This window comes from Acinetobacter indicus (assembly GCF_009914475.1).
In the GTDB taxonomy this organism is placed as follows: Bacteria; Pseudomonadota; Gammaproteobacteria; order Pseudomonadales; family Moraxellaceae; genus Acinetobacter; species Acinetobacter indicus.
The window spans coordinates 2,808,142-2,829,554 of the sequence record NZ_CP045198.1; the positions used below are offsets into that span (position 1 = coordinate 2,808,142).

The window sequence follows — 21,413 nt, forward strand, 5'->3', positions numbered from 1 at the left end:
ACGAGATCGATAAATAGGCTGAATGTGAACGAAAACGCACGCGAACATATTGTCAAAATTCTGGCCAATATGACCACCTTGCCCGGTATTTACCGCATGCTGGGTAAAGATGGGGAACTGTTATATGTGGGCAAGGCCAAGAATCTTAAAAATCGCGTGTCCAGCTATTTCGTAAAAACCATCGAACATCCGAAAACCCAGGCGCTGGTGGCGCGGATTTATGATATTGAAACGCTGGTGGTACGCTCTGAAACCGAAGCCTTGCTGCTGGAACAGAACCTGATCAAGCTGCATCGGCCGCCGTATAACATCATGCTGCGCGATGACAAATCTTATGTCTATATTTTTGTCTCCAGTGACAAGCCTTATCCGCGGATTGCCAGTGGCCGTGGCAAAGGCAAGCATCAGGTCGGTAAATTTTTCGGGCCTTATCCAAGTGCCTACAACGCCCGCGATACTTTAATCGTGCTGCAAAAGCTGTTTAATGTGCGCCAGTGCGAAAACAGCTATTTTTCCCAGCGCAAACGTCCCTGCCTGCAATATCAGATCAAACGCTGTTCGGCGCCTTGTGTCGGGCTGATTTCACCGGAAGCCTACCAGGAAGATGTGCAGAACTCGATCCGCTTTTTACAGGGCGATACCCGTGAATTGAATCAGGAACTGATTGCCAAAATGGAAGCCGCGGCGGAAGCACTGGAGTTTGAAAAAGCGGTGTTTTATCGGGACCGAATGGCCTTGCTGCGCGATGTACAGGCACAGCAGGCAATTTATAAGGTCAAAGGCGAAGCCGATATTCTGGCAATTGCCTATCAGGCCGGGGTGACCTGTGTGCAGATTATGCATGTGCGCAATGGCAAGATGCTGGGCGGGAAAAGCTATTTTCCGGATATGCTCGGAGATGATCAGGGCCAGATGCTGTCCGATTTTATCGCCAACTTCTATTTTCAGGTCGCCGATGAAGTACCGGCCGAGCTGATTGTCAATGTAGAACTGCCAGATGCCAAAGAGCTGGAGCAGGCGCTACAGCAGCAGTTTCAGCAGAAAGTCCAGATCAAGCACAAAGTCCGCGAAACCCGGGCCGAATGGCAAGAACTGGCACAAATGAACGTGCAACACGCGATTAAAGGCAAGCTGGCCAATCACTTCGAGCTGAATGAGCGTTTTCATCAGCTGGAGCAGGTGGTGGGGTGTCCTATTGACCGGATTGAATGTTTTGATATTTCCCACACCATGGGCGAAGCGACCGTGGCGTCTTGTGTGGTGTTTGATTCGGGCGGTGCGCGCAAACGCGATTATCGCCAGTTTTCCATCAATGACATTACCGAAGGCGATGACTATGCCGCAATGCGTCAGGCCCTGACCCGACGCTATAAAAAAGCCATGCTGCCGGATTTACTGCTGATTGATGGCGGTAAAGGCCAGCTGCATATGGCGATGGAAGTGATGCAGGAACTGGGACTGGAAGCCTTTATGGTCGGCGTGTCCAAAGGCGAGGGGCGTAAACCTGGACTGGAAACCCTGCATTTTACCGATGGCAGCAAAATCCAGCTGCCGGAAGACCATAAAGCCCTGCATCTGATTCAGCAGGTGCGGGATGAAGCACACCGTTTTGCCATTACCCGGCATCGGGCCAAACGTGATAAAAAACGCGGCAGTTCGGTGCTGGAAGTGATTCCCGGCCTGGGCCCGAAACGCCGCCGTGATTTGCTGACCCATTTTGGCGGGATTCAGGGCGTGCTAAAAGCCTCGGAAAAAGACCTGATGCTGGTACCGGGACTGGGGCAGGTCATGGCGCGGACCATCTATAAAATTCTGCACGAATAAGTCCGGCATATTTGACCTATTGGCAAAAATAGTCACTGGCCAGTATACGATTGACCATTCACATCCACACTGAAAAGCTGCAAGATGAAGCGCACTCAATAAAAAGGAAAATATATGTCGCTGCGTTCTGTATTTGCCGCAATCGAGCAGGATGAATGGATTCAGATTCCAACAGGCTGGTTACAGGGTCGAACCATCTATGGCGGACTGGTGGCCGGACTGATGATGCAGAAAGCCCTTTCGGTGATTGCCGACCCGGATAAACGTCTGCTCAGTGCATCGGTGACCTTTGTCGGGCCGGTGCGGGAAGACCGGGCCAGAATCAGTGCAGAAATTTTGCGACAGGGCAAGTCGGTGATCACGCTGGAAGTGCGCTTATGGCAGGATGATGCGGTACAAAGCATCTTGCTGGCCAGCTTTGGCGCGGTGCGTGAGTCCACTATTCAGGTACAGCAGGAACCGTTGGCGCCGGATTATCCTGCACCAGCGCAGCTTAACTATTTACCGGTGCATCAGCTGATGCCGGAATGTTATCAGCAGTTTGAGGTGTGCTGGGCCGAAGGTGATTATCCGTGTACCGGCAGCCAGCAGTCCGATTTTGGCGGCTGGTGCCGCTATACGCCAGAAAAACATGCCAACCGCGACTTTACTGTGGCCGATCTGGTCACACTGATGGACATTTGGCCACCGGGTGTACTGCCTTTATTTAAAACCTTGTCACCGGCCAGTTCGCTGACCTGGCATATCACTTATGTGCATCCGATCCGCCACCAAGTGCATGATTGGTTTAAATATAAAGTGATTACCGAGCATGCGGCAGATGGCTATTCTACTGAAACGGCGCATCTTTGGGATGCTGAAAACCGGCTGATTGCCATTTCGCGGCAAACCGTAACGGTCTTTGCCTAGTGACACTTTCTGCCATTTCGTATAAAGTGAAGCCTATTAACGATGGATAAACCCTCAAAAAATATGTGCATTTAGCTCGTGCATAACGGGGAAGCATTGGCGGTGTCTATGACAACAGGTCGAATCCTGAACATTCCAAATATTTTAACTTTAGCGCGTATAGCCTTAATTCCCGTATTTTTATTGGTGGCCTACTGGCCGCCTGCCATGGGAATCCATGATCATGATGCAGGGATGACCCGGCATCTGATTCTGACCGCTATTTTTGTGATTGCTGCCGTCACTGACTGGTTTGATGGCTATCTGGCACGAACCTTAAACCAGACCTCAGCCTTTGGCCGTTTCCTGGATCCGGTGGCGGATAAACTGATGGTGGCAGCCGCCCTGATTGTCTTGGTGCAATGGCAGCCGACCATTTCCATGGCCTTTGCCGCGATTGTAATTATTTCACGTGAAATTACCGTGTCGGCCTTGCGTGAATGGATGGCAGAACTTGGCGCGCGTACCAGCGTGGCGGTCTCTACCGTCGGGAAATATAAAACTGCATTTCAGATGATTGCGATTTCCGTGTTCTTGCTGAACTGGGAGCCACTGGAATTGCTTGGTTATGCCTTACTCTATACTGCGGTGGTGCTGACTTTGTGGTCGATGTTTATTTATTTAAAAGCCGCCTGGCCGTATTTAAAACAGCCTTAAGGCAAAAAAGCTCCTGTACAGGAGCTTTTTTTATGGATTAAAAAATACAGAATCATTCCTTCATCTTTAACCGGATTGCGGTTTAACTATGGGTTTCTTCTTCTGCGTCATCTTCAAAGGTTCGGGCAATCTTTTCAATATTCAGGCTTTTGGCCATCGCATCAAAAATTTCTTTATAGACACCGTCCTGATGGTAGAGCGTGTCATGTTCGCCGTGTTCGGCAATCGCGCCTTCTTTCATGACATAGGTGTAATCGGCATCAATAATCTGCGACAGACTGTGTGAGATAATCACCACGGTACGGCCCTGTTTAATTTCATCCAGACTCTGCTTGATCTGCTCGGTGGCAATGGCATCCAGACTGGCGGTTGGTTCATCCAGAAAAATAATCGGTGGATTTTTCAGGAACATCCGCGCCAGTGCAATCCGCTGCTGCTGACCGCCCGAGAGCATCAGGGCATCACTGTCATAGCCTTGCGGGAGCTGCAAAATCTGCTCATGAATCGAGGCTTTCTGGGCGGCCTGTATCACTTCTTCCTGAGAAGCATCGGTTTTGCCATAGCGGATATTGTCAAAAATACTGCCCTGGAAAATATGGTTTTTTTGCAGCACCAGCCCGATATGGTCACGCAGGTATTGGGTGTCGATGTCTTTTAAATCCACTCCATCTAACTGAATGCTGCCCTGCTGTGGTTCATAGAATTTATCCAGCAGGCTGATCAGGGTCGATTTCCCTGCACCGGACAGGCCGACCAGTGCGGTAATCTTGTTGGGCTGAATGCACATCTCGATATTTTTTAAGGCATGATGCCCGTTCGGATAATAAAACTCGACCCCGCTTAAATTGAATTGCCCGCGAATTACCGGTTTTTGTGCACCGCTGGCTTCAATTTCATCATCGGCCTCCAGAATCTGGAAAAAGCTTTCCGAGTAGATCATGGCATCATTCACTTCATCATAAATCCGGTGCAGTGAACGGATTGGTGCCGACACGTTATTAAACAGCAACACGTGATACATGATCATGCCGATACTCATCTGGCCATCCAGCACAAAATAGGCAGTCAGGATAATAATCAGCACAATTCCGATCTGTTCAATAAAGGTTTTCAGGCCATCAAACAGGAAGCTGGTCTGCCGGGTATGCATCTGGTTATCGGTCAGTTCCTTTTGCAGTTTTAGCTGTTTGTCCGATTCGATATGTTCCCGGTTAAAGGATTTGATCACGGTAATCGAGTTGATAATACTCAGAATACCCTGGCTTTTCCGTTCGCGGCCATCACGTAAATTGCGGCGCCAGCTGCCAAGTTTCTGGGCCTGTTTATAGGTCAGCCAGAAGTAAATGGGCACAATGGCCGAGGCCACCAGTCCGACATAGAAATTGGCCCAGTACATCAGCCCTAAGGCAATAATCGCGCTGGTAAATAACGGTAAAATATCAATAAAAAAGATTTGTACCAGCCGGGTGAGGGAGCCAATGCCGCGGTCAATCCGGGTTTGCAGCTTGCCGGCCTGATTGTTATCCTGATTAAAAAACGCCAGCCGGTAAGTCAGGAACTTCTCAATAATGCCTTGAGCCAAATCCTGCGACACAAAAATCCGCAGTTTTTCACCATAAAATTTCTGCCCGAATTGGACAAAGGCATTAATGATTTCCTTGCCCAGTAAAATGGCGCTAATGGTTATCAGAATCTGCCAGCCTTCAGCCAGCCCCTGACCGGCTTCTACCAGCCGGTTAATGCTGTCGACGGCATATTGCAGGGTCAGGGCATTGACCTGTGCGGTCAGAGAACCAATTAAAGTCAGAATCAGCGTGGCAATCACCAGCAGCCGATACGGCCGCACAAAGGGCTTGAGCTTCTGAAAGAGCTGCCATAAGTTCATAAGCAATTATTTTTTATTCTAAAACCTGTTTTTCAGTCTATGTCGATTTGGCGTGGCTCACAAGCACAGAGAATGTTTTGATTTGTGAAGCCGTTTTGGGTTTAAACTGAAGTTCCGCTTCGCAGGAAAACGCCACAATGAATCTGGAACTGTTTCCGCCCGAGCCGCGGCAGAATCTGTTGCCCTATGAGGGGATCGTGCAGGATTATGGGCTGATTCTGTCCGCTGAGGACAGTCACGCTTACTTGCAGCAATGTTTACAGCAGCTGGCCTGGCAAGCCGATGAAGTCACCTTATTTGGCAAACATTATGTCACCGCGCGGAAAATTGCCTGGTATGGTGATGAGTATTATCAGTATCGTTATTCGGGCAGTTTGAAGCAGGCGCAGCGTTGGCATCCGGCTTTGTGGCAGTTAAAACAGCAGATTGAACAGATCGTGGGACATCCATTTAATTCCTGTTTAGCCAATTTATATGCAGATGGCAGTCAGGGACTGGGCTGGCACAGTGATGATGAACCGAGTCTGGTCGCATCTCCGGGTGCAGAAACGGTGATTGCTTCTTTAAGTCTGGGTGCAACCCGTAAATTTAGCTTTAAGCACAAACACAGCGCAGCAAAAGTCGAGCTGCTGTTACAGAGTGGTCAATTAATTGTGATGCGTGGGCAGACCCAGCGCTACTGGAAGCACAGCCTGCCCAAATCCAGCCGTGTGGTGACGCCGCGAATCAATTTAACCTTTCGCTATTTTTATCCACTCTAATGCTGGTTGTGATCCAAAGGCCGGGCAGGGCAGAGATTTATCTCACCACGCTGATCTTAACAGCTGTATTTTGATAAAGATCAATCTAGGTATGTGGATTCAGACTTTCAACTTTCTGTTCAATCAGCGCGGCATTTTCCTGCAAAATGGCAATCAGCTTTTCGACATTGACAAATTCAAAGCGGTTTTTGGAGGCCAGTAAGGTCAGGGTGAATGGTGCTGTTTTATTGGAGAGTCTGATCGGCACCGACAAGCCGGCCAGTTGCGGTTCCAGTTCACCACTAGAATAGTAATAGCCCTGTTTTTTGATCTTTTTCATTTTGCTGATGAACTCGGCTTCATCCTGGGCAAAACCGGACTGACGGAACTGCACGGCAAAACGCTGATAATAATTCAGCATTTTCTGTTTTGGTAAATGCGCCAGCATGATTTTCGGTGACGAACCCATATACACCGGACGTGGGCAGCCGCGGCCATAGGACAGCAGATTCATATGCTGGAATACTTCATCATGCAGGTCGATACAGGCATCCTGATTCAGATAGGTCAGTACGCAGCAAAATTCGGTACGCTGCACAATATCCTGCATAAACGGAATGCTGATTTGCACCAGTGGATCGGTGGTGCGGGAAATATAATCCAGCACTGCAATTTTCGAGCCGAGGGTGTAATCGCCCGAAGTCCCACTTAAACGCTGCAATAATTCGGCCGAAACCAGTTCTTTTAAATAGCGGTAGCTGGTCGGTTTGGACAGGCCCAGTTCTTCACTGATCATATCGACATTAATCACCGGACGTGACACTGAAAATAAATTCAGAACCATCAAAATTTTGCCAAAACTCGATATTGCCATCAGTGATTACTCTACAACGTGAAAAAAGATCAATGAAAAAATCCGGTACTGACTATCATAACAGACCGGATTGAGCTGAAAACCAAGAGAAAGGGGATTTGGACGTCAACAGCGAGATTTTAAGGCTGGACACCTTGCGGATAACGATACCAGCTTTCAATGAACAGGGCGGCCGCAATACTGTCGGCGGCAATTTTTTTACCACGTCCCTGGGCCTGATAATGATCCAGTTCATCACGGGCTTCACGCGTGGTCAAACGCTCGTCCACCATCAGGGTTTCGATATTGGTCTGATGACGTAAACGTCGGGCAAACTTGCGCGCCCGGGTCGACAGCTCTGACTCGCTATCATCCATGTTCAGTGGCAAGCCAACCAGAAATAAATTTGGCTGATACTGTTTCACCAGTTTCAGCAGTTCGTCCCAGTTTGGAATACCATCTTTCATGGGAAACAGGGCCAGCGGCGTGGCGCTTTCGATCAGGGATTGACCCACCGCCATGCCCATTTTCTGGGTGCCAAAATCGAAGGCCATAATCATGTGTGCAGCAGACTCAGGCATGGCCAATCTCTGATGCAAGCCAGGTGCGGTCAATTCCGATTTTCCGGTAGGCGGCATCCCAACGGTCGCTATAGGGCAGGTTAAAAATCAGGTCCATATCTGAATCACAGATCAGCCAGTCACCACGCGAAATTTCTTCTTCCAGCTGGTTTTTACTCCAGCTGGCATAGCCGAGGGCAATCTGGTAACGGCCTACGCCTTCGTTATGGGCAATGGCATCCAGAATATCTTTGGAAGTGGTAATACAGACATTTTCACCAACCGCAATGGATGAATGCCAAGTTGGCTGGCCAGTATGCAGCACAAATCCGGCTTCCGGACGCAGCGGCCCGCCTTGCAATACTTCATGTGGATGGACATGATCGGCTTCAATATCCAGATCATTCAGTAACTCTTTAATTTGAATCCCTGCCGGACGATTGAGAATAATGCCTTGCGCCCCGTCTTCATCATGACGCGCCAAATAAATGACAGTATTCGCAAAAAAGTCATCATTTATCTCGGGTGGCGCAATAAGACAGCGATGTGTCAGATATTGTTTGGTCACCTAAGCCTTTCTCCTAAAATGTATGTTCTGATATAGATATAGGTCTTAATCATCACGTTACAAGAGGATTGCTATTTCACCAAACATTTTTTGTGGTTTTTCAGTGATTTTATGCGCCAGATTGAAACTTGAGCTGACGCAACTGCTTGGCATGCTGCAAGGTGGTTTCGTTAATTTCGACGCCACCGGTCATCCGCGCCAGTTCCAGAATCCGCTCTTCTTCTTGCAGCATTAAAATAGTACTGCTGGCCGGATCGGTCTGCTGTTTTTTCACCAGCAGGTGCTGGTCAGACTGAGCCGCAACCTGCGCCTGATGGGTAATACACAGAATTTGTACATGCTGTCCCAGACCGGCCAGTAAACGACCCACAATTTCCGCCGTACCACCACTAATCCCGACATCAATTTCGTCAAACACCAGCACTTCTGCTTCGGTTTTTTCAGCATTCATGACCTGCATCACCAGCGCAATACGTGACAGTTCACCGCCCGAAGCGACACGCGCCAGTGGTTGTGCTGGAATGCCTTTATTGGCTGTAAACAGCAGCTGGATAAAGCTTAAGCCTTCACTCGATGGCTGCTCTAAAGGCTCAAATTTAAATTCAAAATGTGCTTCTGGCAAGGCCAGCTGTTTCACCTGTTCGGTCAGCTGTTTGGCCAAAGGTCCGGCAGCTTCACGTCGAATCTGGTCTAAATGTTCGGCCTTGGCCAAAAAGTCCTGATAGGACACTTCGACCTGTTCGGCCAAGGTTTCCGGATCTTCCAGCTGATGCAGCTGTTCCAGCTCGGCCTGCCAGTTGTCATATTCGGTTTTCAATAATTCTGGCTGGGTGCGATATTTACGGGCCAGACGATGGAAAATTTCCAGTTTGGAATTCAGTTCTTCCATCCGCTCCGGATCGAAACTCTGCCGGTCAATAAAATGACGCAAACTGGCGGTGGCATCTTCAATTTCACTTTGCGCATTCAGCAGGGAAGTATAAATTTCTGACAGCTGTTCACTACGGCCGGCATGGCTTTCCAGACGCCGTAAAATCGAGGACAGTTCCTGGCTCAGGTTTGGCTCTGCTTCATCCAGCCCGTTCAGACTATAGGCACAATCCTGCATAATCGCTTCATGATGGCTTAAGCGATCAAATTCCTGTTCAATATCGGCATAATCGACCTGGACCACTTCTTCTAATTCTTCCAGCTGCAATTCCAGTGTGTCGATGCGCTGTTTACGCGTCGCCTGGGCATCCAAAGCCGCCTGATGCTGGCGAATATCTTTTTGCCACTGGCTATAGGCATCGCGTACGGCCTGGGCTGGCGCATAAAAATTGCTATAACGATCCAGCCAGTGTTTTGGATAAGGCGGTTCTAACAGCTGCTGCTGGCTGTGCTGGCTATACAGCTGCACCAGCAAACGGCCAATTTCTTTGAGCTCAGACAGACTGCTCGGACGGCCGTTAATCCAGGCCTTGCTGCGTCCGGTGGCGAAAATTACCCGGCGTAAATGGATTTCACCCGATTCATCATCCAGTTCCTGCTGTTTCAGCCACTCGGCTTCCGGACTGCCGTCATGATAACTGAAGGTGGCAGTGACATCGGCCTTGTCTGCGCCATAACGGACATAATTGGTGTCGGTGCGTTCACCTAGACAGGCCGAAAGCGCATCCAGCAATAATGATTTTCCGGCACCTGTTTCCCCGGTCAGGACGTTAAAACCAGATTCAATATCAATGGCTAAACGGTCGGCTAAGGCAAAATTGATCAGGGTTAAATGTGTCAGCATAAACGCATCCAGGCTGCGAAAAGTTTGAGTTGAAGAGTGTCAGGTTGGGCAGTGCAAAGCATCGCCCTTTATTTTAAGCAACTGAAAAAACACGATCATTCTAGCTTAATTTTTGCAGAAAAATAAAACTTCTCGGTACAGAATATTCAGCGGCATGCTGTGAGCAGAGGTTCTACATCCACCATGTAGATCAAGTCGCTACTGTTGCAATCGAAAGATCAGCTGTTATCTTCATCTGAAACAGAAAACTGTGTCCAGTTTCATGTGCTTGCAATACAGCGCCGGCAGAATGGTGCATAACTTTATCTGCCAATCATCAATTTTTTGTGATTATCAGACAAGCTGAAGACGAGCAGGAAGGTGCTCACTATATTTAGAGATTCAGATGAAAATCAGTCAGATGCATAACCCGAATTGAACCAGTTCGGCGCAGGATTTGTCAGGCTGAAAATACAGATGGTCGGAGAGTGCAATGGGGGCGTTGAACTTTAGTTCATCTGCGATTAAAAGGTATTTGTACTTGCCTGAAAGTTGATTTAGACTCTCGCAAAAATGAGGTGAATTTATTCGCGTGCCAGGCAAAATGACTTGCCTGAAACGACAGGAAATAGAGTGATTTACCTTAGATGAAGATTGATTGATTAGTTCAGTAGGCAGCATTACACTACCTCAATCATAAAATATAAAAACGCGTTAGCTGGAGAATACGCATGTCAGCTCAGTTTGATCATGTATCAGTGGTAAAAAAATCCAATGTTTATTTTAGCGGGCTCTGCATTAGTCATACGGTACAATTTGAAGATGGCACCAAAAAGACGCTAGGTGTGATTTTACCGACTGAACAAGCCTTAACTTTCGAAACGCATGTTCCTGAACGGATGGAAATTATTTCAGGTGAATGTCGTGTGCAAATCGCCGATAGTGAAGAAAGTGAGCTTTTCCGTGCCGGTCAGTCCTTCTATGTACCGGGCAACAGCCGTTTTAAGATTGAAACTGATGATGTACTGGACTACGTTTGTCATTTAGAAGGCTAAGCATTTTTAGCTCAAATCGGTTAAACTAGGCCGACACAGAAATCCTGTAAAGTTTCCTTTGCAGGATTTTTCTTTTGGATTTACAGCACAGCGTTGAGGTCATTCATGGCAAAACCAGAATATTATTATGGCGTTCATTCGGTAGAGTCATTGTTAGAACTTGAACCGGAGCGTGTATTAACCCTGTTTACCCTCAAAGGTCGTGATGACCAGCGTTTACAGCGTATTCTGGAACTGGCAGAGCCGTTTGGTATTAGCGTACAAAAAGCCAGTCGTGACAGCCTGGAAAAACTGGCCGGTTTGCCATTTCATCAGGGCGTGGTGGCTGCGGTGCGTCCGCATCCAACCTTAAATGAAAAAGATTTGGAACAGCTGTTGCAGCAGTCCAATCAGCCACTGTTACTGGCTCTGGATCAGGTCACCGATCCGCATAATCTGGGCGCCTGTATCCGTACGGCAGCAGCCATGGGTGTAGAAGCGGTGATTGTACCGCGTGACCGTTCAGCCAGCCTGACCCCAACGGCGCGTAAAGTGGCTGCTGGTGGCGCCGAGAAAGTTAAATTTATTCAGGTTACCAATCTGGCCCGTACTTTGGGGCAAATCAAAGAGCAGTTTAATGTGCGCGTGGTCGGCACCATGCTGGATGAAAAAGCCTTGCCGATCCAGAAGTTTGACTTCACCGGTACGGCGGTGTGTGTGGTGATGGGAGCCGAAGATACCGGTTTGCGCCCAATCACCCAGTCGCAGTGCGATCAAACCGTATATATCCCGATGATGGGCAATCTGCAAAGCCTGAATGTTAGTGTGGCCACTGGTATGGCGCTGTATGAAGCCTGCCGTCAGCGTCAACCGGCTTAAGCGCTCTTTCCATCTTAATGATCAACGCACGCCAGCAAGGCTATCTGTTACTGGCCATCACCATGTGTATTTGGGGTGGCTTTACCCTGAGTACCCGTTTAAGTGCCCTGTGGGGCATTAGTGCTTGGGATCTGGTGGCCTTGCGTTTTATGCTGGCCTTTTGCCTGCTGATGCCGGTTTTGCTGTATCGCAAAGATACGGCATTTTTATGGACCCGACAGTCCTTTATCCTGGCGATGATTGGCGGTGTCGGTTACTGCCTGACGGCTTATAGTGCATTTCATTTTGTGCCAGCGGCGCATGCGGCGATTTTCTTGAATGGCTGTATTCCCTTATGTACTGCACTGGCGGCCTGGTTGCTGTTTCGACAGCCCTTTGACCGGCATACCTGGATCAGCGTATTGATCATGCTGCTGGCGATTGCTGCCATGAGTCTGCTGATGTATCAGGAAACCGGTGTCGCTTTCGGTTTTGGCGATCTGCTGTTTTTCCTGAGTGCCTTGTGGTGGGGCGTCTTTACGGTGCTGTTGCGGCAATGGAAGCTGTCGGCCTGGCATTCTATGGCCAGTGTAGCCATCTGGTCAGCTTTGGTGTATGTACCTATTTATTGGCTATTTTTTCCGAAAAACCTGAGTGGTCCTGAACCACTGCATTTAATTGGTCAGACCCTGTTTCATGGAATTTTTGTGGTGATTATTGCCACGCTCAGCTATGTCGAAGCGATTAAGCGTTTAGGTGCTTTTAAGGCTGGCAGTATTGTGACCTTGGCACCGTTTATTGCCGCTATTCTGGCGGTACCGTTACTGAATGAGCCATTGAGCCTGGCGATTGTCTGTGGTCTGCTTGGTATGGGCATTGGGGCGTTACAGCCTTGGCGCTGGTGGGGCCGGAAAGACAGCTTAAGCCAGCAAATCGAACGACAAAACAAGCCGTCTTAAACCGACTGCTGCTGTTGCGCCAAAGTCATATAGTGTTGATGTAAGGGTTGAAGCTGGGCATAGAGATGCTCCAGATGACCATCATTCAGCACAATATCATCTGCCCGCTGGCGTTTGTCTGCGCGTGACATCTGTACCTGAATAATCTTGCGAATTTGTTCAATACTTTGTCCATCGCGTTGTGAGGCGCGTTGAATCTGCAGTTCTTCAGAGGCATCAATTAACAGGTTGCGCTGGGTCAGTTCATGCTGGTTGCTTTCAAATAACAGTGGAGACACCAGCACCACATAGGCACTGCGGGCTGCCTGTAACTGCTGGATGATCGACTGGCGAATGGCCGGATGGGTAATCGCTTCCAGGGTTTTGCGTGCTGCCGGTTCTTTAAAAATATGCTCGCGTAAGGCACGGCGGTTGAGCTCGCCATTGAGCAGGACCCAGTCGCCAAAGGCCTGATGAATCTGGGTCAGGGCCGGCTGGCCTGGCTCAACCACTTCACGTGCCACCACATCTGCATCGACCACCACAATGCCTTGGGTTTCAAACCAGTGACTTGCTGCCGATTTACCGCTGCCAATGCCGCCAGTTAAACCCAAAACAAATGTCATCCTGTTGTCCTTATTGACCTAAATAAAGCTTCATGATTGCATCACCCCACAAAAAGGCGATCCAGCCGGCAATGGCAATATAAGGGCCAAAGGCAAAAGGCTGGTTCTCTTTGCGGATTTTCAGCAAAATAATGCCAATGATTGCACCAACCAGAGAAGATAGCAACACAATCAGCGGCAGCATCAGCGGGCCCATCCAGGCACCTAAGGCGGCCAGCAATTTAAAATCGCCATAGCCCATACCTTCTTTGCCAGTCACCAGCTTAAACAGGTAATACACCACCCACAGACATAAAAAGCCAATGATATATCCCCAAATGGCAGAGCTAGCGGAGGTGTACAGGGCATAGCTGTTCACCCCCAAGCCGAGTGCAGCCAGGGGGAGGGTATAGCGGTCAGGCAGCAGCTGGGTGTCAAAATCAATAAAGGTCAGGGCAATTAACACATAGGTCAACACCAGGCCAAACAGCATTTGCAGGGTCGGGCCAAAAACCGCGACTACGGTTAAGGCACACACTGCGGTCAGCAGTTCAATAAAAGGATAACGAATACTGATCGGGTTTTGGCATTGGCCACATTTGCCACGTAGAAGCAGCCAGCTGATTACTGGAATATTCTGATACCAGCGAATCGGGCTGTGGCATTTCGGACAGGTCGAGGCTGGCTGACTGAGGCTGATTTTGCTTTCATCAATGATGGCCTGTTCAGGATGCAGCAGCATTTGACAGTCATTGCGCCATTCCTGTTCCATCATTTTTGGCGTGCGGTAAATCACCACATTCAGAAAACTGCCAATACATAAACTAAAAATCCCAACTACGAAATACAGCGCAGTTGGGTGTTGAATCAGATAATGAATGAATTCTTGCATTAAACCACAGAGCCCATTTGGAAGATTGGGAGATACATCGCGACCACCAGACCGCCGACCAGAATCCCGAGAACGGCCATAATCAGTGGTTCCATCATCGAGGTTAAGCCATCGACGGCGTTATCGACTTCGTTTTCGTAGTGGGTCGCGACTTTATCCAGCATCGCATCCAGCGCACCGGATTCTTCACCAATCGCAACCATCTGCACGGCCATCGAAGGGAATTTATCCGTGACCCGCATGGCAAACTGCAACTGCTGACCGGTGGCGACATCTTCACGGATTTTCATTACCGCTTCTTCATAAACCACGTTGTTGGTGGCGCCGGCAGTGGATTCCAGTGCATCAATTAAGGGAACACCGGCAGCAAAGGTGGTGGCCAGGGTACGGCTATAACGCGCAATAATCGCTTTATAGACCAGATCACCAAAAATTGGCGCTCTCAGGGCGGCTTTGTCCAGCAGGTCACGGAATTTCTTGCTGCGTTTCTTGGCTTCCAGAAAAGCTGCAATGGCAAAGCCGATGACAATAATCAGCACAAACCAGTATTTCTGGGTCCACTGCGACATATTTACCACCATTTTGGTGAAGGCCGGTAAGTCGGCACCAAAAGAGGTGAAGAGTTCTTCAAATACCGGTACCACTTTGACCATCAAAATAATCGTGACAATCACGGCCACCACAATCACCGTTGCCGGGTATTTCATGGCTTTCTTGATTTTTTGTTTGAGTAATTCGCTCTTTTCTTTATAGATCGCTACCCGGTCCAGCATAGTTTCTAGAGCACCCGACTGTTCACCCGATTCAACCAGCGAGCAAAACAGATTATCGAAATGTTGCGGATATTTACGCAGTGCACCAGCAAAGGTATTGCCCCCTTCGACTTCGCCTTTAATCCCCAATACCACTTCACGCATGGCCGGGTTTTCCAGACCTTCAGCCACAATTTCAAAGCTTTGCACCAGCGGTACACCGGCTTTCATCATGGTCGCCAGCTGGCGGGTAAAAATCGTGATGTCCAGGGTCGAGACTTTTTTCTTCATCAAGCCTTCAAGAATATTTTTCTTCTTCTGGCGGATGGTTTTGATGGTGATCCCTTGCTTGCGCAACGTGACCTTGGCCAGCGCCATATTACGTGCTGGCAGTTCCCCTTTAAGTTTTGCCCCTTTGCGGTCAATCCCTTCATAAATAAAGGTGGGCATCATCTGTGCTTTTTTGACAGCCATGCGTGTTTATCCTTATTTTAAATGCTTCATCTATTCGCTGGTCACACGATTCACTTCCTGTAAAGAAGTGACCCCCTGCATGACCTTGATTAATCCTGAACGGCGTAAATTGTTAAACCCGGATTTTGCCGAGGCTGCTGCAATCTGCAAGGCATTGCCATCTTCCATAATAATGCGTGAGATTTCCGGGGTGACTTTCATCACTTCATAGACCCCGACACGGCCTTTATAACCTTCACGACATTCCGGGCAGCCAACCGGCTGATACAGCTGGAACTCTGGCTGGTTTAAATCTTCTTCGGTAAAGCCGAGCTCCAAGAGGCTCTGGCGTGGAATCTCCACCGGGGCCTTGCATTTCTGACACAGACGACGTGCCAGACGCTGGGCAATCACCAGGTTCACCGAGGTGGCGATGTTAAATGAAGGGACGCCCATGTTGCGTAAACGGGTCAGGGTTTCGGGTGCACTGTTGGTGTGCAGCGTCGACATGACCATGTGACCGGTTTGTGCAGCTTTAATAGCAATTTCTGCAGTTTCCAGATCACGGATCTCACCGACCATAACAATATCCGGATCCTGGCGCAGGAATGATTTTAGTGCTGCGGCAAAGGTCAGACCCACTTTCGGATTGACGTTGACCTGATTAATCCCTTCCAGGTTAATTTCCACCGGATCTTCGGCGGTAGAAATATTGGTGTCTTCGCGGTTGAGGATATTTAAGCCGGTATATAAAGACACGGTTTTACCGGAACCGGTCGGACCGGTAATCAGTAACATGCCTTGTGGTTTGTCCAGCGCCTCCATAAACAGCTCTTTTTGCTCCGGTTCATAACCAAGTGCATCAATCCCCAGCATGGCGCTAGATGGATCGAGAATACGTAGTACAATTTTTTCTCCAAACAGGGTCGGCAATGAGTTGACACGGAAGTCGATGGCTTTGTTTTTTGACAGCTTGAGCTTGATCCGGCCATCCTGCGGAATACGTTTTTCTGAGATGTCCATTTGTGACATAACTTTTAAACGTGAGGCGAGGCGTGTGGCCAGCTGTAACGGAGGATTGGCAATCTGGCGCAAAACGCCGTCAATCCGGTAACGGACCCGGTAGCTTTTTTCATAAGGCTCGAAGTGCAAATCCGAGGCGCCCATACGGATTGCATCGACCAGTAACTTATTAATATATTTGACGATTGGGGCTTCATCGCCTTGTGGCTCATCGTCATCTTCTTGTGTTTCGGGAGCGTTGTCGCCAACTTCCAGATCAAAGTCTTCATCAAAGTCAAAGGTGCTGTCTTCGGTAAAGTTCTGTTCAATCAGCCGTTCCAGCTTGTCATGCTCAACAATCACCACTTCAATATTCAGCTTGCTGTTAAAGCGGATCGCATCAATGGCTTCGATATTGGTTGGGTTACTGGTAGCAATATAAAGCTGATTGTGACGTCGGAAAATGGGCAGAATTCGGTATTTGGTGAACAGTTTTTCATCCAGACCTTCACGTACAATCAGACGCGAATCGTACACGGCTAAGTCAAAAATCGGCTCACCAAATTCATAGGAAATTTTTTCAGCAATAGTCAGCGGTGAAATCTGCAACTGCTGAATTAAATACGGCACAATATCGGTCTCAGCTTTTCTTGCCGCGACAATGGCTTGCTGCATATTTTCAGCCGTCACAAGCCCTTCTTCGACCAGTCGCCGAATAAAACCTGTAAATCTAGGCATTGCTTGTTGTACTGACATTCCCCAACGTCCTTAAAAAAAATCAAAAAAGTTTGTTTATAATTGGTATCACAAAATTATACTTTTGTTGCATAAAAATACCATATCTGAAAATGATGTCACCACCTAAGTATCCCCTAAAAGCATGAACCAGTCGCAATTAATCGGCAAAGATTTTTGTTAAGCCGATGTTCAGATGGGCCTATTTAGACTGCAAATCTAAAAATGCCGCAACAAATTGTTCTGTCCTGAATCGATTTACGTGTAGAATGTGCGCGATTGAAACATAGGTATTTGAATAGGTATTGTATGTCGGGTTCGGCGATTACGCCTTGGGTGATTGGCAATTGGAAAATGAACCCAGTGCAAGCAGAAGCGCAACAGCTGGTTTCAGAATTTAAAACATTATTAGAACAGCAGGCCATTGATGCCGCACAGTGTCATTTAGGGGTTGCGCCAGTTGCAATCGCATTGGGCAGTGTTCAGGAACAGCTGAAAACTGCGGTACGTCCGGTGTATACCGTGGCACAAGATGTTTCACGTATTGCTGGTTTAGGTGCTTATACTGGTGAGGTGAGTGCCGAGCTATTAAAAGACAGCCAGATTGGCTTTGTACTGGTCGGTCATTCAGAACGCCGTGAAATTTTTGCTGAAAATGTGCAAATTCTAAATGCAAAAATTCAAAATGCACTGGCAGCCGGTCTGACCGTAATTTACTGTGTCGGTGAAAGCCTGCAGCAGCGTGAAAGTGGCCAGGCCGAGCAGGTGGTGTTACAGCAGATTTGTGACATTGCGGCAGTGGTCGAGGCAGAGCAGTGGCAGAATATTGTAATTGCCTATGAGCCAATCTGGGCCATTGGTACTGGTAAAACCGCTTCGCCTGAAGATGCGCAGGCCATGCATGCCAAAATTCGTGAAGGTCTGACCCAGCTGACCAGCTATGGTCCGCAAATGGCTATTCTGTACGGTGGTAGTGTTAAGCCGGAAAATGCAGTAGAGTTAGCAGCCTGCCCAGATATTAATGGCGCGCTGGTCGGCGGTGCTTCTTTAAATGCAGCATCGTTCCATCAAATTGCGCAGGCCTTTGCCAATACACAATAATTAGGAGTTCAGCATGCAAACTTTTGTGCTGGTAGTACATATTATTTTAGCCGTCTTGATGATTGTGCTGATTCTGGTTCAGCACGGCAAAGGGGCAGATGCTGGTGCTTCTTTTGGTGGCGGCGGTGCGGCGACCGTATTTGGTGCCTCTGGTTCGGGTAATTTTATGACCCGTTTGACTGGAATTTTAACGGCTTTGTTCTTTATCACCAGTCTGACCCTGGCGGTATTTGCCAAACAGCAAACCACCGATGCCTACAGTTTAAAATCAATTCCGGCGACCACAACCGCGCCGGCAACATTGCCTGATTCTTCACCAACTACACCTCAAACTGGCGAATAATTGCAATTAGGCCTTTATTTTTCGCGGTGATGCGACTAGAATGCGTCACAGCTGCGGTGGTGGTGGAATTGGTAGACACGCTACCTTGAGGTGGTAGTGCTTTCGGGCGTGGGGGTTCAAGTCCCCCCTTCCGCACCAAACTTATAATCCAGAACATAAGTTTGGTGTATGCAGCAAAACTTCTGTTGATGCGGGATGGAGCAGTCTGGTAGCTCGTCGGGCTCATAACCCGAAGGTCGTTGGTTCAAATCCAGCTCCCGCTACCAATCAATCCTTTTTAAAGATGCAAACTTTAAAAGGCGGCTTAAGTTTCTTGAGCTGAGAAGAGTTATTTGTACGCTGATGCGGGATGGAGCAGTCTGGTAGCTCGTCGGGCTCATAACCCGAAGGTCGTTGGTTCAAATCCAGCTCCCGCTACCATTTTTAATGGTTGAGTAATATATTTCATGTTGGTTGAATCTGACGATTGTTACTCATTCTTCAGCGATAAATAACGCCACATACAGGACATACGATTTTCATTGAAAATTGCGCATATTTTGTATATAATTTTTGCACGTTGATGCGGGATGGAGCAGTCTGGTAGCTCGTCGGGCTCATAACCCGAAGGTCGTTGGTTCAAATCCAGCTCCCGCTACCAAGTTTCTTAAGAGGCTCACAACAAGGTGGGCCTTTTTGCACAGTGGACATTGGTTTTTCTGTGTAATAATAGGGGCGATTTACGCCCTTTTTTATTGGCTATCGTGTAGTGTCGATATGAGCCGGATACGGCATAAACTCAAGTGTCATGTTTCACTACTACTATAGCTTGAATGAGACTGTAGTGGTCAGATCAGGCCATTGAATCGCACCCATATGACGAGAGTAAATGAAGCTATCAAATAAAACCCAGGCACTCCAGGACTTGATTGCACCCGCAGTTGCAGCCTGTGATGTAGATTTGTGGGGAATTGAATTCCTGCCACAAGGTAAACGCTCACTATTGCGTATTTATATCGACAAAGCGGTTGATGAAAATGCCGCACCGGTCCTGAATGAAGACGGTGAACTCGAGCAGGGTCGTGGTGTAGGCGTACAGGATTGTGTGCGCGTGACTCAGCAAGTGGGCGCCATTTTGGACGTTCATGATCCGATCTCAGGTGAATATGCACTTGAAGTGTCTTCCCCAGGTTGGGATCGTCCGTTTTTCCAGCTGGAACAGCTTCCTGCCTATATTGGCCAGACCATTGCCTTGCGTTTGATTAGCGCGGTAGAAAACCGTCGTAAATTCCAGGCGAAACTGGTGGCAGTTGACCTTGAAAATGAAACCATTCAGGTTGAAGTTGAAAAACAGCAAGTGCTGGAAATTGACAGCCATAATATCGATAAGGCCAATCTGGTTTATCAAGATTAATTCAATAAATAAGAATCTAAAATAGGTGACTTATGGCACGCGAAATTCTTACCGTCGTTGAAACGGTTAGTAACGAAAAAGGTGTAAGTCGTGAAGCAATCTTTGAGGCGCTAGAGCAGGCTCTTGTTGCTGCGACGAAAAAGAAATTTTACGAAGGCACAAATGCGGAAGAAGCACGTTTACGTGTAGAAATCGACCGTAAAACAGGTGACTACCGTACTTTCCGTCAATGGGAAGTGGTGGCGGATGAAGATCATGAAATGCCAGCATGTCAGGATGCGATTTCTGATGTCGATCCGGCGCAGTGGTCAATTGGTGACATTCGCGAACTTGAAGTGGAATCAATTGATTTCGGTCGTATTGCGGCGCAAATTGCCAAACAGGTAATTGTTCAGAAAATTCGTGAAGCAGAACGTGCACTCGTTGCCGATGCTTATGAAGCCAAAGTGGGCGAGCTGATTTACGGTGAAGTGAAAAAGCAGACCAAAGATGGCTTTATCATTGATTTGGGTGACAATGCCGAAGCGTATCTGGCACGTGAAGAAATGATTCCAAAGGAAATTCTGCGTCCAAAACAGCGCGTGAATGCCATTTTATTTAACGTCAACCGTGAAGGTCGTGGTGCACAGTTACTATTGTCACGTGCGAAACCTGAAATGCTGATGGCGTTAATGAAAAAAGAAATTCCTGAAATTTCTGAAGAAATCATTGAAATCAAGGCGGCTGCGCGTCAACCAGGCGTTCGTGCTAAGATTGCAGTGAAAACCAACGATCATCGTATTGATCCGGTTGGTGCATGTATTGGTATGCGTGGTACGCGTATCCAGGCAGTCCAGCAGGAACTTAATGGTGAACGTATTGATGTGGTGGTGTGGTCAGATGATCCGGCACAGTACATTGCCAGCGCTTTAGAGCCGGCTGATGTATCGAGTATCGTGATTGATGAAGATGCACGTACTGCTGACATTATTTTTGCCACCAGCGATCAATTGGCCCGTGCCATTGGTTCACAAGGTCAAAACGTACGTCTGGCATCTGAACTGACCGGTTATAAACTGGACATGATGCTGGAAGAAGAATATTACGCGCGTCAGCAAAATGAAGCGCAGCAATATCTGGATATGTTTGTATCGCGTTTGGACATTGCAGAGGACCTGGCGATGGCACTGGTTGAAATGGGCTTCACTTCACTGGAAGAGATTGCCTATGTACCAGCAGAAACATTTGATGAAATTGAGCTTGATGCCGAGCTGGTTGAATTATTGCAAAGTCGTGCCAAAGAAGTGGCTTTGGCAGATGCGTTAAAACAGCAAGAAAATATTCAGGATCCGAGTGACGAACTTCTGGCAATGGAAGGGATGACACAAGAGATCGCCTATGCGCTTGCTGCTCGTGGTGTAGTGACCGTTGATGACTTGGCAGACCAGGCCACCGACGATATCGCAGATATTGAAGGTCTAGGTGCTGACAAAGCGGGTCAACTCATTATGAAAGCACGCGAATCATGGTTTAACTAGGA

Annotated in this window: 20 protein-coding genes and 4 tRNA genes; 15 read left to right on the plus strand and 9 right to left on the minus strand. The window is 48.2% G+C overall.

Annotated elements, in window-relative coordinates:
* Positions 1–24 precede the first annotated feature (24 nt).
* The 3 genes from uvrC to pgsA all read left to right on the plus strand — a co-directional run bounded on the left by uvrC (position 25) and on the right by pgsA (position 3,429).
* Positions 25–1,824, plus strand: coding sequence for an excinuclease ABC subunit UvrC (gene uvrC, locus GA693_RS13805; protein WP_160241682.1), 1,800 nt, complete (start codon positions 25–27; stop codon positions 1,822–1,824).
* A gap of 114 nt (positions 1,825–1,938) precedes the next feature.
* A complete protein-coding gene (locus GA693_RS13810; protein WP_160241681.1) occupies positions 1,939–2,733 on the plus strand; it encodes a thioesterase family protein in 795 nt (264 codons plus the stop codon).
* Positions 2,734–2,841: 108 nt separating this feature from the next.
* Entirely contained in the window at positions 2,842–3,429 is a 588-nt protein-coding gene (gene pgsA / locus GA693_RS13815) for a CDP-diacylglycerol--glycerol-3-phosphate 3-phosphatidyltransferase (RefSeq protein ID WP_034598126.1), read from the plus strand.
* 82 nt (positions 3,430–3,511) lie between these two features.
* Here the strand turns inward: pgsA and GA693_RS13820 are convergent, their stop codons facing one another.
* Positions 3,512–5,314, minus strand: coding sequence for an ABC transporter ATP-binding protein (locus tag GA693_RS13820; protein WP_005181751.1), 1,803 nt, complete (start codon positions 5,312–5,314; stop codon positions 3,512–3,514).
* 137 nt (positions 5,315–5,451) lie between these two features.
* Between GA693_RS13820 and GA693_RS13825 the strand changes: the two genes are divergently transcribed.
* Positions 5,452–6,075 (plus strand): alpha-ketoglutarate-dependent dioxygenase AlkB family protein, encoded by a 624-nt coding sequence (locus GA693_RS13825; RefSeq protein ID WP_016659661.1) that lies wholly within the window; start codon positions 5,452–5,454, stop codon positions 6,073–6,075.
* A gap of 85 nt (positions 6,076–6,160) precedes the next feature.
* On the opposite strand, the gene GA693_RS13830 is transcribed toward GA693_RS13825, so the two are convergent.
* The 4 genes from GA693_RS13830 to recN all read right to left on the minus strand — a co-directional run bounded on the left by GA693_RS13830 (position 6,161) and on the right by recN (position 9,809).
* Entirely contained in the window at positions 6,161–6,928 is a 768-nt protein-coding gene (locus GA693_RS13830) for an IclR family transcriptional regulator (protein ID WP_016659660.1), read from the minus strand.
* Positions 6,929–7,047: 119 nt separating this feature from the next.
* A complete protein-coding gene (gene ruvX / locus GA693_RS13835) occupies positions 7,048–7,488 on the minus strand; it encodes a Holliday junction resolvase RuvX (RefSeq protein ID WP_005181760.1) in 441 nt (146 codons plus the stop codon).
* Complete coding sequence (locus GA693_RS13840) at positions 7,481–8,035, minus strand: YqgE/AlgH family protein (protein WP_005181761.1); 555 nt, start codon at positions 8,033–8,035, stop codon at positions 7,481–7,483. The genes ruvX and GA693_RS13840 overlap by 8 nt, the downstream gene beginning before the upstream one ends.
* Before the next feature lie 109 nt (positions 8,036–8,144).
* Positions 8,145–9,809, minus strand: coding sequence for a DNA repair protein RecN (recN, locus tag GA693_RS13845; protein ID WP_104989178.1), 1,665 nt, complete (start codon positions 9,807–9,809; stop codon positions 8,145–8,147).
* Positions 9,810–10,519: 710 nt separating this feature from the next.
* Between recN and ppnP the strand changes: the two genes are divergently transcribed.
* The 3 genes from ppnP to GA693_RS13860 all read left to right on the plus strand — a co-directional run bounded on the left by ppnP (position 10,520) and on the right by GA693_RS13860 (position 12,639).
* Positions 10,520–10,843: a pyrimidine/purine nucleoside phosphorylase gene (gene ppnP, locus GA693_RS13850; RefSeq protein ID WP_075167606.1), complete on the plus strand. Its 324-nt coding sequence runs from the start codon at positions 10,520–10,522 to the stop codon at positions 10,841–10,843.
* Positions 10,844–10,948: 105 nt separating this feature from the next.
* Positions 10,949–11,701, plus strand: coding sequence for a 23S rRNA (guanosine(2251)-2'-O)-methyltransferase RlmB (gene rlmB, locus GA693_RS13855; RefSeq protein ID WP_005181769.1), 753 nt, complete (start codon positions 10,949–10,951; stop codon positions 11,699–11,701).
* A 17-nt stretch (positions 11,702–11,718) separates the two neighbouring features.
* Positions 11,719–12,639 carry a DMT family transporter gene (locus GA693_RS13860; RefSeq protein ID WP_016659657.1) on the plus strand — a complete coding sequence of 307 codons (921 nt, stop codon included), beginning with the start codon at positions 11,719–11,721 and terminating at the stop codon, positions 12,637–12,639.
* Here the strand turns inward: GA693_RS13860 and coaE are convergent.
* Genes coaE through pilB form a run of 4 tightly spaced genes read right to left on the minus strand, consistent with a single transcriptional unit; the run spans position 12,636 to position 17,078 of the window.
* Positions 12,636–13,244 carry a dephospho-CoA kinase gene (gene coaE, locus GA693_RS13865; RefSeq protein WP_075175011.1) on the minus strand — a complete coding sequence of 203 codons (609 nt, stop codon included), beginning with the start codon at positions 13,242–13,244 and terminating at the stop codon, positions 12,636–12,638. The two genes, GA693_RS13860 and coaE, sit on opposite strands and share 4 nt — an antisense overlap.
* A 10-nt stretch (positions 13,245–13,254) precedes the next feature.
* Complete coding sequence (locus GA693_RS13870) at positions 13,255–14,115, minus strand: prepilin peptidase (protein ID WP_005181774.1); 861 nt, start codon at positions 14,113–14,115, stop codon at positions 13,255–13,257.
* Entirely contained in the window at positions 14,115–15,341 is a 1,227-nt protein-coding gene (locus GA693_RS13875; protein ID WP_160241680.1) for a type II secretion system F family protein, read from the minus strand. Before GA693_RS13875 ends, GA693_RS13870 begins: the two co-directional genes overlap by 1 nt.
* A 30-nt stretch (positions 15,342–15,371) precedes the next feature.
* Positions 15,372–17,078: a type IV-A pilus assembly ATPase PilB gene (gene pilB / locus GA693_RS13880; RefSeq protein WP_075167609.1), complete on the minus strand. Its 1,707-nt coding sequence runs from the start codon at positions 17,076–17,078 to the stop codon at positions 15,372–15,374.
* 288 nt (positions 17,079–17,366) lie between these two features.
* Between pilB and tpiA the strand changes: the two genes are divergently transcribed.
* The 8 genes from tpiA to nusA all read left to right on the plus strand — a co-directional run bounded on the left by tpiA (position 17,367) and on the right by nusA (position 21,411).
* Positions 17,367–18,158 (plus strand): triose-phosphate isomerase, encoded by a 792-nt coding sequence (gene tpiA, locus GA693_RS13885; RefSeq protein WP_005181780.1) that lies wholly within the window; start codon positions 17,367–17,369, stop codon positions 18,156–18,158.
* A gap of 13 nt (positions 18,159–18,171) precedes the next feature.
* The gene (gene secG / locus GA693_RS13890) at positions 18,172–18,501 is read left to right on the plus strand and encodes a preprotein translocase subunit SecG (protein WP_005181783.1); all 330 of its coding nucleotides are present in this window, start codon (positions 18,172–18,174) and stop codon (positions 18,499–18,501) included.
* A 53-nt stretch (positions 18,502–18,554) separates the two neighbouring features.
* Positions 18,555–18,639: transfer RNA gene (locus tag GA693_RS13895), tRNA-Leu, on the plus strand.
* A gap of 51 nt (positions 18,640–18,690) precedes the next feature.
* Positions 18,691–18,767 (plus strand) — tRNA-Met (locus GA693_RS13900).
* 77 nt (positions 18,768–18,844) lie between these two features.
* Positions 18,845–18,921 (plus strand) — tRNA-Met (locus GA693_RS13905).
* A 143-nt stretch (positions 18,922–19,064) separates the two neighbouring features.
* Positions 19,065–19,141 (plus strand) — tRNA-Met (locus GA693_RS13910).
* Between the two features lie 228 nt (positions 19,142–19,369).
* Positions 19,370–19,894: a ribosome maturation factor RimP gene (gene rimP / locus GA693_RS13915; protein ID WP_005181784.1), complete on the plus strand. Its 525-nt coding sequence runs from the start codon at positions 19,370–19,372 to the stop codon at positions 19,892–19,894.
* Positions 19,895–19,926: 32 nt separating this feature from the next.
* Entirely contained in the window at positions 19,927–21,411 is a 1,485-nt protein-coding gene (gene nusA / locus GA693_RS13920; protein ID WP_005181786.1) for a transcription termination factor NusA, read from the plus strand.
* Positions 21,412–21,413 lie beyond the last annotated feature (2 nt).